Source organism: Gordonia aichiensis NBRC 108223 (assembly GCF_000332975.1).
Taxonomy (GTDB): Bacteria; Actinomycetota; Actinomycetes; order Mycobacteriales; family Mycobacteriaceae; genus Gordonia; species Gordonia aichiensis.
The window spans coordinates 649,266-663,217 of sequence record NZ_BANR01000003.1 but is presented as its reverse complement, the minus strand read 5'-3'; the positions used below and the strand labels follow the sequence as shown (position 1 = coordinate 663,217).

Sequence of the window (13,952 nt, the reverse complement as noted above, 5' to 3'; positions counted from 1 at the left end):
CTGCCCTCCCGCTACGTTGCCAACACGCGTCGACGTGTTCTTCGACACCTTACCGCCCAGTAGCAAGCGCGAGAGCGGCCGGCACCGTGTCCGTCACTCGAAGTCCTGAGAGTGACCGCTCCGACACGAATCCCTGGCCCTGCAAGTCTCGCAGCCACCCGAGCAACGGCGCATAGAAACCGAAGGGATCGCAGATGATCACCGGTTTGGCGTGCATACCGAGGTACCCGCCTGTCCAGGTCTCGAAGAGTTCTTCGAGGGTGCCGATCCCTCCGGGCAAGGTGATGAACGCGTCGGCCCTCTCGTCCATCAGCTGTTTGCGCTGTCGCATGGTCTCCGTGACCACCAGCTCATCGGCGTCGAGGTCGGCGACCTCGCGTTCCATCAGTGCCCGCGGAATGATCCCGATCGTCGCACCCCCCGCTGCACGCGTCGCCGATGCGACAGCACCCATCATCGAGACGTTGCCACCGCCGGAGACCAGCGTGTGTCCAGCGGCGCCGATCGCTGTGCCGAGTTCGGCGGCGAGGTCGAGGTAGCGCTGCTCGACCGGACCGGAGGCGCAATACACACAGATCGCGGTCATCGGGTCGGGGTGGCGTCGGCGATGATCGCCACCGCCTCTTCGGGTGTGTCGACGACGTGGAAGAGGTCGAGGTCGTCGGAGGAGATCATTCCGCCCGCCAGGAGCCGGTCGCGCATCCAGTCGACCAGACCCGCCCAGTGCTCACGTCCGAGCAGCACGATCGGAAAACGCACCACCTTCTTCGTCTGCACGAGCGTGAGCGCCTCGAAGAGTTCGTCGAGTGTGCCGAATCCACCGGGGAGACACACGAAGGCCTGCGCGTACTTGACGAACATCGTCTTACGCACGAAGAAGTAGCGGAAGTTCATACCGAGATCCACCCAGGGATTGAGGTGCTGCTCGAACGGTAGCTCGATATTCAGTCCGATAGAACGTGAATCAGTATGCGCCGCACCGCGATTGGCGGCTTCCATGACACCCGGACCCCCTCCGGTGATGACCGCGTAACCCGCCTCCCCCAGTGCCTTCCCCAGGCGGACCCCCAGGTCGTACTCGGGCGTTCCCTCCGGGATACGGGCCGACCCGAACACCGTCACGGCCTCGGCGACGTCGTTCATGGCGTCGAACCCGGCAACGAACTCGGACTGAATACGCAGCACCCGCCACGAATCGCGCATCGTGCGCTCGGCGCGCAGCGTCCGGTCGCGCGGATCGACCCATTGCAGGAGGCGACGATCGGTGGTCTCGGGTCGCTGCAGATCTCTGCGGATGCGCATCGGACCCACGTAACAGGCAGCGGTGTCGTCGACGATCTCCTCGTCGTATCGCGGGGAGGCGACATCGGAATCGCGCGGATTCTCAGGGGTTGCGGACATGCAGGTCACGCTAGCAAGCCGGCGGCGCCCGACGGTCGATGCGCGAGCGGACACGGCGGTGGTCGGGACCGGAGATGCTCAGGACAGATACGTCCGCAGCAACTCGGTCACCTCGATGATCTGCTTAACGGGCACGCGCTCGTCGACCCGATGGGCGAGATTGGGGTCGCCGGGCCCGAGGTTGACCGCGGGGATGCCGAGCGCGGAGAACCGAGAGACATCGGTCCATCCGTACTTGGCGCGGAACCGACCCTGCGCGGCGTCGACCAGCGCAGCAGCGGCGGGGTGGCTCAGCCCTGGCAACGCCCCGGGCGCGGCGTCGGTGAGTTCGAGGGTGATCATGCCCGTGTCGAGGTCGTAGGCGAACACGTCGCGGACGTGGTCGAGGGCGTCGTCGACACTGCGATCGGGCGCGAAGCGAAAGTTGATGGTGACCCAGGCGTGATCCGGGACGACGTTGCCCGCGACGCCGCCTCCGATACCGACGGCAGACAGGCCCTCGCGGTACTCGCAGCCGTCGATGTCGACGTTGCGGGGCCGGTAGTTCGCGAGCGTGGTGAGCACACCTGCGAATTTGTGAATCGCGTTGTCGCCCATCCAGGATCGCGCCGAGTGAGCCCGTGTCCCGGCGGCCGTGAGCCGCACCCGCAGCGTCCCCTGGCACCCCGCCTCGATCTGGCCGGCAGTCGGCTCGCCGAGGATGGCGACGTCGCCCGAAAGCCATTCGGGCAGTTCACGTTCGAGGAACCCCAGACCGTTGTACTCGGCAGCGATCTCCTCGCAGTCGTAAAAGATCAGCGTGAGGTCGTGGGCGGGATCGTCCATCGTGGCCGCCAGATGGAGGAACACCGCGTCGCCCGACTTCATGTCGACGGTGCCGCAGCCGTGCAGCACATCACCCTCGACGTCGTCGACGGTGCGTCGACTCGGCAGGTTGTCGGCGACCGGGACGGTGTCGAGGTGACCGGCGAGGATGACCCGGCTGGTTTTGCCGCTGTCGGTGCGCGCCAACACACGGTTGCCGTGTCGGAGCACCTCGAACCCGATCGTCTGCTCGCGCAAGGCCTTTTCCACGGCGTCGGCGATCGCGGACTCGTTGTGCGACTCGCTCTCGATGTCGACGAGGGCCGCGGTCAACTCGACCGGGTCGGCACGAAGATCGAGATGTGCGACCGGTGTTCGGGGTGTACTCACGACCACCAACTTATCGCTGCGCCCCCGTCGTTGCGATGCCGACCGTGGACGATGGCAGACTGAGCTGTATGCACGGCACCGTCATTCGCGCGCCCTTCGACGTCCGGTTCGAGGAGGTCGAACGTCCGCAGATCGACGAACCGACCGATGCCATCGTGCGACTCACCGCGACATGCGTGTGCGGTTCGGATCTGTGGACCTACCGCGGGATCAACGCGATCGACCCGCCAGTGCACATGGGACACGAGTATGTCGGGATCGTCGAGGGGGTCGGGTCCGCGGTGCGCACCGTCGCTCCGGGACAGTTCGTCATCGGCTCGTTCTTCGCCTCCGACAACACCTGCGAGATCTGCCTGGCCGGATACCAGACCGGATGCGTACATCGGGCCCCGGTGCGCGGCGCACAGGCCGAATACCTGCGGGTTCCGCTCGCCGACGGCACTCTGGTGGCCACACCGGAGGTGCCCGACGACGAGATCGTGCCGGATCTGCTCACGGCATCCGACGTCCTCGGGACCGGTTGGTTCGGTGCGTCGGCCGCAGAGGCAGGCCCGGGCAAGACCGTCGTCGTGGTCGGCGACGGCGCGGTCGGCCTGTTGGCGGTGCTTGCCTCCGCGCAGTTGGGTGCCGAACGGATCATCGTGATGAGTCGCCACGAGCAGCGGCAGAAGCTCGCGGTGGAATTCGGCGCCACCGACATCGTGTCCGAGCGCGGCGACGACGGAGTGGCGGCCGTCAAGGAACTCACACGGGGACTCGGTGCGCACTCGGTGATCGAGGCCGTGGGCACCCAGGAGTCGATGACGCAGGCGATCGATTCGACGCGGCCCGGCGATCACGTCGGATTCGTCGGAGTGGCGCACGGCGTCGAGATCCCCGGCGACCAGTTGTTCTACAAGCTCGTGCATCTGCACGGCGGACCGGCACCGGTACGACGCTTCCTGCCGGAACTCATCACGCGCATCACGAACCGGGAGATCAACCCCGGCAAGGTTTTCGACCTCGAACTCCCGCTCAGCGAGGTTGCGCAGGGCTACGCGGCGATGGATGAACGCCGGGCGATCAAGACGCTGCTGCGGCCCTGACTCCCCAGGGGTGTCGACCGCCCCGAACCGTCAGCCACCACCTGTCGCCGATCGGTATGACAGACGCCCCACATTCGCGGGCCGCTCGTCATACTGATCGGGCCGCATCTCGCAAGGCTGCCGAAGGCCCACCGGGGACGGGACGAAAGACCCTCTCCCCCAGCGCAACCGGGGTCGAGCATGGACGTGTAGACCACATTCGTCGAGGAGATGATGTTCGATGTCCATCCAGCGCACGCACACCGACAACCCGCAGCACCCCGCAGCCATCGCCGGCTTCGCGATCTTCTTGGTCGGCTTCGGCGCCGCGCCACTCGCGCTCACCGCGCTCGCGTTCGGGAACGGGGCAGCCGCACTCACCGCGGCGATCGTCGCGGTGATCGCCATGTCGGTCGGCATCGGCATCGTCTCGGTCATGACGCGGCGCCTGAACCACAGCGCACTGCTGCCCGACGCGACGTCGCGCGAAGAGCAGCACTACCTGGAGGTCTATCGACACCAGGCCGCGTGACACGCGGTGCGATTGTCCCACCCACCGAGGTCGGGGTCCCGAGTTGGGCGGGGCCCCGACCTCGGCGATCGGGGCGCGGTTGACTGTCGAATCTTACCCGCTTCAACCGCCGAAATGTGACCTCGGTAACACTAGGGTGAGGGGCGTCGTCGATTCGAGGAGATGGCGCCATGACCACTTTCCACAGGTCACATGTCTCGCACGGCAACCATCCGATGGGTGTCGTCGCATTCGTCCTTGTACTGGTCGGATTCTTGTCGCTGGCGGTCTCGCTGACCATGTTCGCCACTCACGAGCCCACCGCAGGAATCGTGTGGGCTCTGGTGATGGTGGCCGCATTCGTCGGGAGCGCGGCGGTGTTGATCACGTTGAGTCACCGGATGCACCACAGCGCGTTCTTTCCGGTGAACAGCGATCACGACCGCGCCGAGTACGACCTCATGTATCACCAGCACTGAGCAAGTGACTACCGGCGACCTCCCCTCCTGCGGAACAAGGTCGCCGGTAAACTCCTGCCCGTGACGACGAATGGCGCTTACGCAACAGGCATCGCAACGGTGACCAACGGGGGGTCGGCGGATCCCGGCGTTGTTCTCGACGTCTGGTATCCGGACCCCGAACTCGCGACGCCGGATCTGGCCGACACCAAGATCCTCGAGGGCGACGACATCCCCACCGACCTCAATGACCTGGTCGGGCCTGACGAGGCGCGCGGGGTCAAGATCGTCGCGATCCGCACCTCGATTGCCGATCTGTCGGCGGCACCGACCGATGCCTACGACGTCTACCTGCGACTACACCTGTTGTCGCATCGACTCATCGCGCCGCACCAGGCGAACCTCGAGGGTATCTTCGGCCTGCTGTCGAACGTCGTGTGGACCAATTTCGGCCCGTGTCCGGTGGAGGGCTTCGAGAAGGTTCGACGACGCCTGCGCGCCCGCGGCCACGTAATGGTGCTCAGCATCGACAAGTTTCCCCGCATGGTCGACTACGTCGCCCCGGGCGGGGTACGGATCGGCGACGCCGACCGCGTACGCCTCGGCGCGCACCTCGCGCCGGGCACCACCGTGATGCACGAGGGGTTCGTCAACTACAACGCGGGCACGCTCGGCTCGTCGATGGTCGAAGGCCGCATCTCGGCCGGGGTCGTCGTCGGCGACGGCTCGGATATCGGTGGCGGGGCGTCGACGATGGGCACGCTGTCGGGCGGCGGCAAGGAGATCATCTCGCTGGGTAAGCGGTGCCTGCTCGGGGCGAACTCCGGGTGCGGCATCCCGCTCGGCGACGACTGCGTCATCGAGGCGGGACTGTACGTGACCGCGGGCACCAAGGTCACCGGACCCGACGGAGCGTCGATCAAGGCGCGTGAGCTCTCGGGTCAGTCGAACCTGCTGTTCCGCCGCAACAGCCTGACCGGCGCCGTCGAAGTGGTGCCGTGGAAGGGCGACGGCATCGCGCTCAACGAGGCGCTGCACAAGAACAACTGAGATCCGGCGCCCTGAACACGCGCTTCTGACGTCCGCGAGCGAAGCATCGCGTGCTGATGTCGGAAGCGCGTGTTTGTGTGTTCAGGCGACCGTCAGCCGCTCCACCGCGGCGTCGATGCGTTCGTCGGTGGCGGTGAGTGCGAACCGCACGTGGTTGCCCCCGAGCGGACCGTAGAAGTCGCCGGGTGCCACCAGGATTCCCCGCTCGGCAAGCCACGCCACGGTGTCGCGGCAGCCTTCGCCCCTGGTTGCCCACAGATAGAGACCGGCCTCCGAGTCGTCGACGCGGAAACCCGCCTCGCGTACGGCGGGCAGCAGTCGCGAGCGACGCAACTGGTAGCGGGCACGCTGCGCCTCGACGTGAGTGTCGTCGGAGAGCGCAGCGGTCATGGCCGCCTGAATGGGAAATGGCACGATCATGCCCGAATGTTTGCGCACGGCAAGGAGTTCGGCGATCAGATCGCTGTCGCCGGCGAAGAAGCCCGCGCGATACGACGCCAGGTTGGAGATCTTCGACAGTGAATGAATCGCCAACAGTCCCGTGTGATCGCCGTCGCTGACCCGCGGGTCGAGGATCGAGACGGCCTCGGTGTCCCACGACAGTCCCAGGTAGCACTCGTCGGACGCGAGGATCGTTCCGTGCTCACGGCACCACGACACCACCTTGCGGAGGTGATCGACGCCCAGCACGCGCCCCGTCGGGTTCGACGGCGAGTTGATGAACATGAGCGACGGCGCTGAGCTGCCCATGACCGGGCCGATCTGCAGCGTCGAATCGGCGCGCGTCACCGAAGCGCCCGCGAGCAGCGCACTCACCTCATAGGTCGGGTAGGCGACCTCGGGGATCACGACGTTGTCGCCGGGGCCGATGCCGAGTGCAGCAGACAACCCCGCGATGGCCTCTTTGGTCCCGATCACCGGGAGGATCGACGAGTCGTCGAGCCCGGTCGCGCCGTAGCGCCGAGCCAACGCCGCAGCAGCTGCCGCGCGAAGGTCCGCCGTGCCAACAGTCGCCGGGTAACCGGGGAAATCCGACGCCGCCGCCAGCGCCTCACGGATGAGGGTGTCGACCGGGTCGACGGGCGTGCCGACCGAGAGATCGACGATCCCGCCCTCGTGTGCTGCCGCCGTCGCCTTGGCCTCCGCGAGCGAATCCCAGGGAAAATCGGGAAGGGCCTCGCTCACACGTGCCCGACGGGCCGTGTGCAAGTCAGTCCTCGCCCTCGTTCATCGGCGGGAGCGCTTTGATGAACGGCGGATCGTAGTCGGTCTTGCCGACCTTGCTCGCGCCGCCGGGCGAACCGAGGTCGTCGAAGAAGTCGGCATTGGCGCTGACGTAGGGCTCCCACTCGTCGGGGACGTCGTCCTCGTAGAAGATCGCTTCCACCGGACACACCGGCTCGCAGGCACCACAGTCCACGCACTCATCCGGCTGGATGTACAGACTGCGGCCACCCTCGTAGATGCAATCGACAGGGCACTCCTCGACGCAGGCCCTATCCATCACATCCACGCAGGGTTCCGCGATGATGTACGTCACCACATACTCCTTCTTCGCACTGAAAACGCTTGTGTCCGCGTTGGCCTGCGTGTGCGACACGGCAGCGGACCTGGCGCGAGGGCTGATCGCGCCGCACGCGCACACCCCCTCGACCTCCCCCGAGACAGCCGCAGACCGCACACGCGTCCTCAAGCTTATCTGTCCGGCACCCCCAGGGCACACATCGCCCCGCACCGGCACACACATCTGCCCCGGTCAGACAACTCGGCACGACGAAGATCACAGTTTTCGACGGGCGTCCGGACCGCTGCCCAGCACGGAACGGCTTTGTGTTCAGCGTGACGCCAACCCTCGCGCCGCGTGCCTGCCCGGCGCATCCTGACCGGGTGAGTCTGATCATCGTCCGGAGCGGGGTCCAGCACATCAGCGTGGGACTGGCAATCGCGCATTGTCGACGCCGCTGATCCCCCGGCCCCGCCCTCACCACCTTTCGTCCGGAGTGCTCATGACCTCGACTCTTGATCCCGTGCACCGCGCCGCGACACGACCGACTAGTGCCACCCTTCCCACCCGACTTCGACCCGCCGACCTGCTACGCATCACCGACCAAGGCGTCGCCGACGTACTCGACGGTCGGTACAACCACCTGCTTCCCCCGAGCTGGGATCCCGTCGAACGCTGGTCCACGCGACTGGAATCCGACGACGATCTCGACCTCTGGTTGATCAGCTGGACACCTGACCGGTCGACAGACCTGCACGACCACGCCGGTTCGCTCGGCGCACTGACGGTGCTGTCAGGCGCGTTGCGCGAGTACCGCTGGACGGGCAATGATCTCGCGCTCCGCATCCTGTCCGCGGGTGACCAGGCATCGTTCCCGCTCGGGTGGGTGCACGACGTCCAGCATCATGCCAGCGCCCCTCCGCTGCGCGGACTCAACCAGTCCCACGCCACGTCGCACCGGCTCGGTTCGCTCCACGAGCCGGGCCCGACGCTCAGCGTGCACGCCTACTCGCCGCCGCTGACCGCGATGTCGTTCTACGAGGTCACCGACACCGGTCGGCTGCGGCGCACGCGCACCGAACTCACCGACGAACCCGAATGACCTCGATAACCTTGCGTGGTGCCCATGACGATCAATGACCTTCTGCTCAACGCACGCGAGAACCTCGAGCGAGTCGACGCCGCGGACCTTCCGGCAGAGCTCGCGAACGGCGGCCTCCTCGTCGACATCCGACCGACAGCGCAACGCGCTACCGAAGGCGAGTATCCGGGCGCGCTCGTGCTCGAACGCAACGTGCTCGAATGGCGGCTCGACCCGGCCAGTGATGCCCGCATCCCCGAGGCCGTCGACCACGACGTGCGGTGGATCGTGCTGTGCTCGGAGGGCTACAGCTCGTCGCTGGCCGCGGCGACTCTGCAGCAACTCGGTTTGCACCGCGCCACCGACGTGATCGGTGGCTACCAGGCGATTCTCGCCGCGCAGTCAGTCGGCTGAGCGTCGCTGTCCCGCAGGGTTCCTCACGCGACGGCAGGCCAGGGTCGGCCCGACGGACGAGCGTCTGCCGCCAATCCGGTGATCGGGTCTGCGAGCGCCGCCACGTGCGGCCTCAGCGCGGCGTCGATCCAGTTGTCTGCGTCGAGGACGTAGGGCGGCTGAGCCGTGATCCGCTCGGCGAGAACGTATCCCGACTCCGCAGTGATCTCTGCAAGTGTGGTCAGATTGGGCCATGGGCGCTCGGGGTTGACGTGATCGGGCGTCAGAGGCGACACCCCGCCCCAGTCGTCGATACCCGAAGCGATCAACGCAGCGCACTCTTCGCGCGAGACCAGATTCGGCGGCGCCTGGACCCGCATCCGCGATCCCAGCACGATGCGCGCCGTCGCCACTGCCGCGAGGAACTCCGTCATTTCCGCGTCCGGTGTGCCGCGCATCGCGGTGTCGGGTTTGGCGCGGAAGTTCTGCACGATCACTTCCTGAATGTGGCCGGCGCGCGCGACGTCGGCAAGTGCGAGAAGCGATTCGGCACGCTCGGTCACGGTCTCGCCGATACCGACGAGAATGCCCGTGGTGAATGGAATCCGCAGATCACCCGCATCGCGGAGCACCTGCAACCGCACCAGCGGGTCCTTGTCGGGACTGCCGTAGTGCGGTTGCCCCTTCTCGGTGAACAATCGACGCGACGTCGTCTCGAGCATCATTCCCATCGACGGCGCGACCGGTCGTAACACCGACATCTCGTCCGCGCTCATCACGCCAGGATTGAGATGCGGCAGCAGACCGGTGTCTTCGAGGACGGCGACCGCCGCGGCGCGCACGTAGTCGAGGGTCGACGAATAACCGCGCGCCGCAAGCCATTCGCCCGCCTGGGGCCAGCGATCCTCGGGCCTGTCGCCGAGTGTGAACAGCGCCTCCTTGCAGCCGAGGGCAGCGCCCTGACGTGCAATCGCGAGTACCTGCTCGATCTCGAGGAACATGCCCTCGCCCGCCCTGGCCAGTTTTCCCGGCACCGTGACAAAGGTGCAGTAGTGGCAGCGGTCGCGGCACAGTCGGGTCAGCGGCACGAATACCTTGCGCGAGTAGGTGATCTGGCGGTCGCGGCCCGCTGCGGCCAGCCCTTCGTCACGCACCGCGGACGCGACCGCCGCCACATCGGTCAGGTCATCGCCGGCCGCCGACAACAGTGCCGTCACCTCGGCGAGTCCGACATCGCCACCGGCGCTCACCACGTCGAGCGCTTCACGTGCAGTCATCACCGTTGTCATCCGCACACCCCCTCGCGGGTCTCGACGTCGTACGGCTCCACATCGAATGTACCGTTTCGCTCACGAAATGAGACAGCCGTACCAGGCCACAGCAGAGTGAGCCTGCCGCTCCCGGGGTCGACATACCAACTGTTGCACCCGGTCAGCCACACCGTCGACGACGCGCGTTCGTCGATCTCCGCGGTATAGGCCGCTTCTGCCTCGGCGGTGACCTCCAGCGATCGGATGCCCTCGGCACCCAATACGTCGAGCGCGCCCAGTACATAGGCGAGCTGGGTCTCGATCATGTAGATCGCCGAGTTGTGTCCGAGGGCGGCGTTCGGACCGTCGAGCACGAACATGTTGGGAAAGCCGTGCACGGTGGTGGATGCGTACGATGTCATCCCGTCGGACCAGTGGGCATCGAGCCGCTCGTCCCGCGCGCCGGTGATGCGGGTGGCCACCGGAGGACGCGCTGCCTCGAAACCTGTTGCCATCACGAGCAGATCGAGATCGTGACACCGCCCGCTGGCCGCGCGCGCCTTCGACTCGCGCACGGTATCCAGCGCGCTCGGCTCGACGATCACGTTGTCGCGCATCAGTGTCGGATAGAAGTCGTCGCTCAGCAGTATCCGCTTGCACCCGATCTCGTAGTCGGGGGTCAGCGCCGAGCGAAGTTCCGGGTCGCTGATCTGATCGTGCAGGTGAGTGCTGGCTCGCGCACGGATCTCGTCGATGTCTGGGCGCAGCGCCAGCCGCTGTCGGAACGCCGCGTCGGCATCACGCAGTAGTTGATCGCGCACGTCGTCGGCGACTGCGGGATCGAGATAGGCGGCACGCTCCTCGACCGAGTACGCCCGGTCGTCACGGGGCACGACATACGGTGGCGTCCTGCAGAAGACGACGAGTTCTTCGGCCTTCTCGGCGAGGTGCGGCGCGATCTGCACTGCTGACGCGCCCGTGCCGACCAGCCCGATGCGTGCACCGTCAAGGGCCAGGTCGTCGCGCCAGGCAGCAGTGTGCACCACCTCGCCGGTGAAGGTATCGAGACCCCCGATGTCGGGGATGCGCGGCTCCGACAGTCGACCTACCGCGAGAACCAGTGCGCGACAGGATATCTCGCCGTCAGATGTCGTGATCGTCCAGCGCGCGGAGTCCGGGTCCCATGCGGCGTCGAGCAGCTCGCAGTCGAGTCGGAGTCGGTCGGCGAACCCCTCGTCGACGACGGTCCGCTCGAGGTACTCGCGAATCTCGGCGCCGCTCGGATACACCGACGACCAATCGGCTGGTGGGCGGAAGGAGAACGAGTAGAGGTGAGCCGGAATGTCGCAGGCGATACCGGGATAGGTGTTGTCGCGCCATGTTCCTCCGACAGCTCCCGCCCGCTCGAGAACCACGAACGACTCGCGGCGGCGTCGGGCGAGCCTGGTGGCCATGCCTATTCCGGCGAATCCGGCGCCGACGATCACGACGTCGACATCCGGCTCGGCAGCGCCCCGACCGACGGGGTTATCCACTCCCGTGGGATCCTCGCTCACCGGCAGGCCCGCACATTCTCGCCCAGGGTACTCGTACCCAGCGCATTGATCCTCTGCGGCAACACGATTCGACGCCCCTCGGGTGGTGGGCCGTAGTCGGTTCGTCGTTGCCGGGGGGCCCGGCCCACCGCAGCCGCGATGTCGACGACGTCGTCGACGGTCAGGGTGGCGCCCGCTTCCTGGCCGGACTCGGGCGAGAGCTCGCCGTCGAGCAGGAGTCCGCCGATGTCGTCGGCTCCTCCCGCCAGGACGTCGAGGACGACGTCGCGATCGAGTTTGGTCCAGGCGACCTGGAGGTGGTCGATGTGGCCGACGGTCATCAGGCGGGCAACGGCGTGGACGGCGCGGGACTCGCGCGGGCTGACCATGCGGGTCGCCACGTCGACGAGGTGTGGCGGCGCGTTCTGCGGGAGAAGAGGCATCACGATCAGTTCGCGGAAGCCATGGGTCTCGTCGGCGATGCGGTTGAGCAGACGTAGGTGTGCCACCACATGCTCGGCGGTCTCGACGTGTCCGTACAACAGAGTCGCGGTCGAGAACAGACCTGCCTGATGGGCGGCGCGGATCGTGTCGACCCACTCGGACACGGGCGCGGGCTGCCCTGCCGGGTGCAGGGCGGCGCGCACGTCGTCGTCGAGGATCTGGGCCGCGGTTCCGGGTACCGACCCGAGTCCCGCATCGGATGCCAGGCGGAGGAAATCGGGCACGCCGAGCCCCATGCGCGCGGCGCCGTCGCGGATCTCGGGCGGCCGGAACGCATGCAGGTGGATTCCCGGCGCAGCGGTGTGGATACGTTCGATGATCCGGAGGTACCCGTCATCAGACCCGACAGAACCGCCGCCCGGAACGGGCAGCGCTCCCTGCATGCAGATCTCGGTGGCTCCCAGCTCCCACGCCTCGGCGACGAGCGCGTCGATCGGGACGGCCGGATGCGCGACGCCGACCACCGCGGTGTCGAGGTTGCGGTTCACCACGAAGGTCATGACGTCGGCGTCGGTGACCTCGGTGCGCGCGGCGTCGGCGAGCGCACACAACTCGGCGAGTTCGTCGCCGTCGGCGCCGAGCAGCGCCACCCACTCGGCGTCGGTCACCGACGTCGGATCGGCGCGCAGAACGGCCAACGCCGACCGCACCGCTCCGACCGGGGCGGGGCGATCGGACGCCCACGCACGCAACACCATGCAAAACACTCTAACGACCGCGTGGGTCGGCGCCGCGGCGACTGCCGCTCACATCCCCGCGGCCACCGCGCAGATCGTCATGCCTCGGCCTCGGGTAGACGCCTCGACCAGGCCAGCGCGACGGGCGCGCCGAGCCCGATGATCACCAGCAGCAGGGTCGCGAGCGTCGTGCTTCCCTGCAGCGCGAGCATGACGTCGCCGCCGGGCCCGCCCATTCCCGCCACCGCGAGCACCAACAGCCACGCGACAAGCGGCCCGTACCGAAGCGGCCCGTCGGTGTACTTCGCTGCCAACCACAGCAGTACGCAGTTGAGCAGACCTGCGATGACCGCGGCGATCGGAACCGCAGCTCCCCCCACCCGCAGGTAGACGAAACCAACGGAGAGTAGCCCGACGATCAGACCGTCGACGATCAGGAATCCGAGAAGTACACGGTCGATGACACGCATCACGCGTCTCCGTCTGGCGCGAAGAGGTCGGTCGTACGACGGCCGGATCCGCTGCGGCGCCTGCCCGAACCGAGCACGAAGTGCTCGGTTCGCATGATCGGCTGCAGGATGTTGTTGCTGAGTGCGTACTCGGTGCCCGACGGGGCGACGGTCACCTGGGTCGCGTGGGCGCGTAGCCCCTCGACCTTGCGCTCGTAGACCGCGCTGACGTCGATCGCCGCATCGATCTCGTCGTCGGCGTAGCTGGGCAACTCGCCCGGGTTCGGCATGCGCCATCCGTCCGGGACGATGCGCGCGGTCGCGAGTCCGTTCTGCAGGGCGCTGCGTTCGGTGACCGATTCCCAGACGATCAGGTCGCGTCCGGTCCTGGCCTCCACCAACGGGATCGCTGCCATCGACGCGGTGTGGACCATCTTGTGGTCGGGATGGCCGTAGGTCCCGGCAGTGTCGTAGGTGACGAGTACCTGCGGATCGACGTCGGCGATCACGTTCGCGAGGGTCGCGACGACATCGTCGAAGTGTGCCTGCGCGAGTGCGCGGGGATGCTCGGCCGACGGCGATCCCGCCATTCCCGAGTCCCGCCAGTGCCCGGCGCCGCCGAGGAATCGGGGCCGCAGCGGTGCGGCGTCCTCCGGTGAGAGTGCCGCCAGCGCGTCGGTCAGCTCACGGATGCGGTAGCCGCCGAGTTGGTCGGCACCCCCGTCGGCGACCAACTGCGCCCATTCGTCGCCGATCACCTCCCCTTCCTCGCCGAGCGTGAACGTCAGCACGCGCACGTCGACGCCTTCGGCGAGATACCGCGCGATGGTGCCGCCGGTCATGATCGTCTCGTCGTCGGGGTGCGCGTGCAGCAGCAGCAT

16 protein-coding genes are annotated in these 13,952 nt (G+C 67.2%); 6 read left to right on the top strand and 10 right to left on the bottom strand.

What is annotated here, in order from left to right; all coding sequences use genetic code 11:
- Window positions 1–49: 49 nt before the first annotated feature.
- The 3 genes from GOACH_RS04530 to dapE form a co-directional block, all read right to left on the bottom strand.
- On the bottom strand, window positions 50–586 hold the full coding sequence (locus GOACH_RS04530; RefSeq protein ID WP_005171212.1) for an LOG family protein: 537 nt from the start codon (window positions 584–586) through the stop codon (window positions 50–52).
- Entirely contained in the window at window positions 583–1,401 is an 819-nt protein-coding gene (locus tag GOACH_RS04525) for an LOG family protein (RefSeq protein ID WP_005171209.1), read from the bottom strand. The genes GOACH_RS04530 and GOACH_RS04525 overlap by 4 nt, the downstream gene beginning before the upstream one ends.
- Before the next feature lie 78 nt (window positions 1,402–1,479).
- Window positions 1,480–2,601 carry a succinyl-diaminopimelate desuccinylase gene (gene dapE / locus GOACH_RS04520; protein ID WP_174320794.1) on the bottom strand — a complete coding sequence of 374 codons (1,122 nt, stop codon included), beginning with the start codon at window positions 2,599–2,601 and terminating at the stop codon, window positions 1,480–1,482.
- Between the two features lie 62 nt (window positions 2,602–2,663).
- On the opposite strand from dapE, the gene GOACH_RS04515 reads away from it, so the two are divergent.
- The 4 genes from GOACH_RS04515 to dapD all read left to right on the top strand — a co-directional run bounded on the left by GOACH_RS04515 (window position 2,664) and on the right by dapD (window position 5,678).
- A complete protein-coding gene (locus GOACH_RS04515; protein ID WP_005171190.1) occupies window positions 2,664–3,680 on the top strand; it encodes a zinc-dependent alcohol dehydrogenase family protein in 1,017 nt (338 codons plus the stop codon).
- 220 nt (window positions 3,681–3,900) lie between these two features.
- Entirely contained in the window at window positions 3,901–4,191 is a 291-nt protein-coding gene (locus GOACH_RS04510; protein WP_005171189.1) for a hypothetical protein, read from the top strand.
- Between the two features lie 170 nt (window positions 4,192–4,361).
- Entirely contained in the window at window positions 4,362–4,649 is a 288-nt protein-coding gene (locus GOACH_RS04505) for a hypothetical protein (RefSeq protein WP_005171188.1), read from the top strand.
- 60 nt (window positions 4,650–4,709) lie between these two features.
- Entirely contained in the window at window positions 4,710–5,678 is a 969-nt protein-coding gene (gene dapD, locus GOACH_RS04500) for a 2,3,4,5-tetrahydropyridine-2,6-dicarboxylate N-succinyltransferase (protein ID WP_083859015.1), read from the top strand.
- Window positions 5,679–5,759: 81 nt separating this feature from the next.
- Here the strand turns inward: dapD and dapC are convergent, their stop codons facing one another.
- Entirely contained in the window at window positions 5,760–6,887 is a 1,128-nt protein-coding gene (gene dapC / locus GOACH_RS04495; RefSeq protein WP_005171184.1) for a succinyldiaminopimelate transaminase, read from the bottom strand.
- A gap of 1 nt (window position 6,888) precedes the next feature.
- Complete coding sequence (gene fdxA / locus GOACH_RS04490) at window positions 6,889–7,221, bottom strand: ferredoxin (RefSeq protein ID WP_040517748.1); 333 nt, start codon at window positions 7,219–7,221, stop codon at window positions 6,889–6,891.
- Between the two features lie 463 nt (window positions 7,222–7,684).
- Here fdxA and GOACH_RS04485 point away from each other — a divergent pair, with 463 nt between their 5' ends.
- Together GOACH_RS04485 and GOACH_RS04480 are read left to right on the top strand one after the other, a co-directional pair.
- Complete coding sequence (locus GOACH_RS04485) at window positions 7,685–8,284, top strand: cupin domain-containing protein (protein WP_005171179.1); 600 nt, start codon at window positions 7,685–7,687, stop codon at window positions 8,282–8,284.
- A 24-nt stretch (window positions 8,285–8,308) separates the two neighbouring features.
- The gene (locus GOACH_RS04480) at window positions 8,309–8,677 is read left to right on the top strand and encodes a rhodanese-like domain-containing protein (protein WP_005171177.1); all 369 of its coding nucleotides are present in this window, start codon (window positions 8,309–8,311) and stop codon (window positions 8,675–8,677) included.
- A 23-nt stretch (window positions 8,678–8,700) separates the two neighbouring features.
- Here the strand turns inward: GOACH_RS04480 and cofG are convergent, their stop codons facing one another.
- The 5 genes from cofG to mshB all read right to left on the bottom strand — a co-directional run bounded on the left by cofG (window position 8,701) and on the right by mshB (window position 13,952).
- The gene (cofG, locus tag GOACH_RS04475; RefSeq protein WP_085950582.1) at window positions 8,701–9,933 is read right to left on the bottom strand and encodes a 7,8-didemethyl-8-hydroxy-5-deazariboflavin synthase CofG; all 1,233 of its coding nucleotides are present in this window, start codon (window positions 9,931–9,933) and stop codon (window positions 8,701–8,703) included.
- Window positions 9,934–9,941: 8 nt separating this feature from the next.
- Window positions 9,942–11,462 carry a flavin-containing monooxygenase gene (locus GOACH_RS04470; protein ID WP_005171174.1) on the bottom strand — a complete coding sequence of 507 codons (1,521 nt, stop codon included), beginning with the start codon at window positions 11,460–11,462 and terminating at the stop codon, window positions 9,942–9,944.
- On the bottom strand, window positions 11,459–12,643 hold the full coding sequence (locus tag GOACH_RS04465; protein ID WP_005171170.1) for a hypothetical protein: 1,185 nt from the start codon (window positions 12,641–12,643) through the stop codon (window positions 11,459–11,461). The genes GOACH_RS04470 and GOACH_RS04465 overlap by 4 nt, the downstream gene beginning before the upstream one ends.
- Window positions 12,644–12,720: 77 nt before the next feature.
- Window positions 12,721–13,092: a hypothetical protein gene (locus GOACH_RS04460; RefSeq protein ID WP_005171168.1), complete on the bottom strand. Its 372-nt coding sequence runs from the start codon at window positions 13,090–13,092 to the stop codon at window positions 12,721–12,723.
- Complete coding sequence (gene mshB, locus GOACH_RS04455) at window positions 13,092–13,952, bottom strand: N-acetyl-1-D-myo-inositol-2-amino-2-deoxy-alpha-D-glucopyranoside deacetylase (RefSeq protein WP_005171165.1); 861 nt, start codon at window positions 13,950–13,952, stop codon at window positions 13,092–13,094. The genes GOACH_RS04460 and mshB overlap by 1 nt, the downstream gene beginning before the upstream one ends.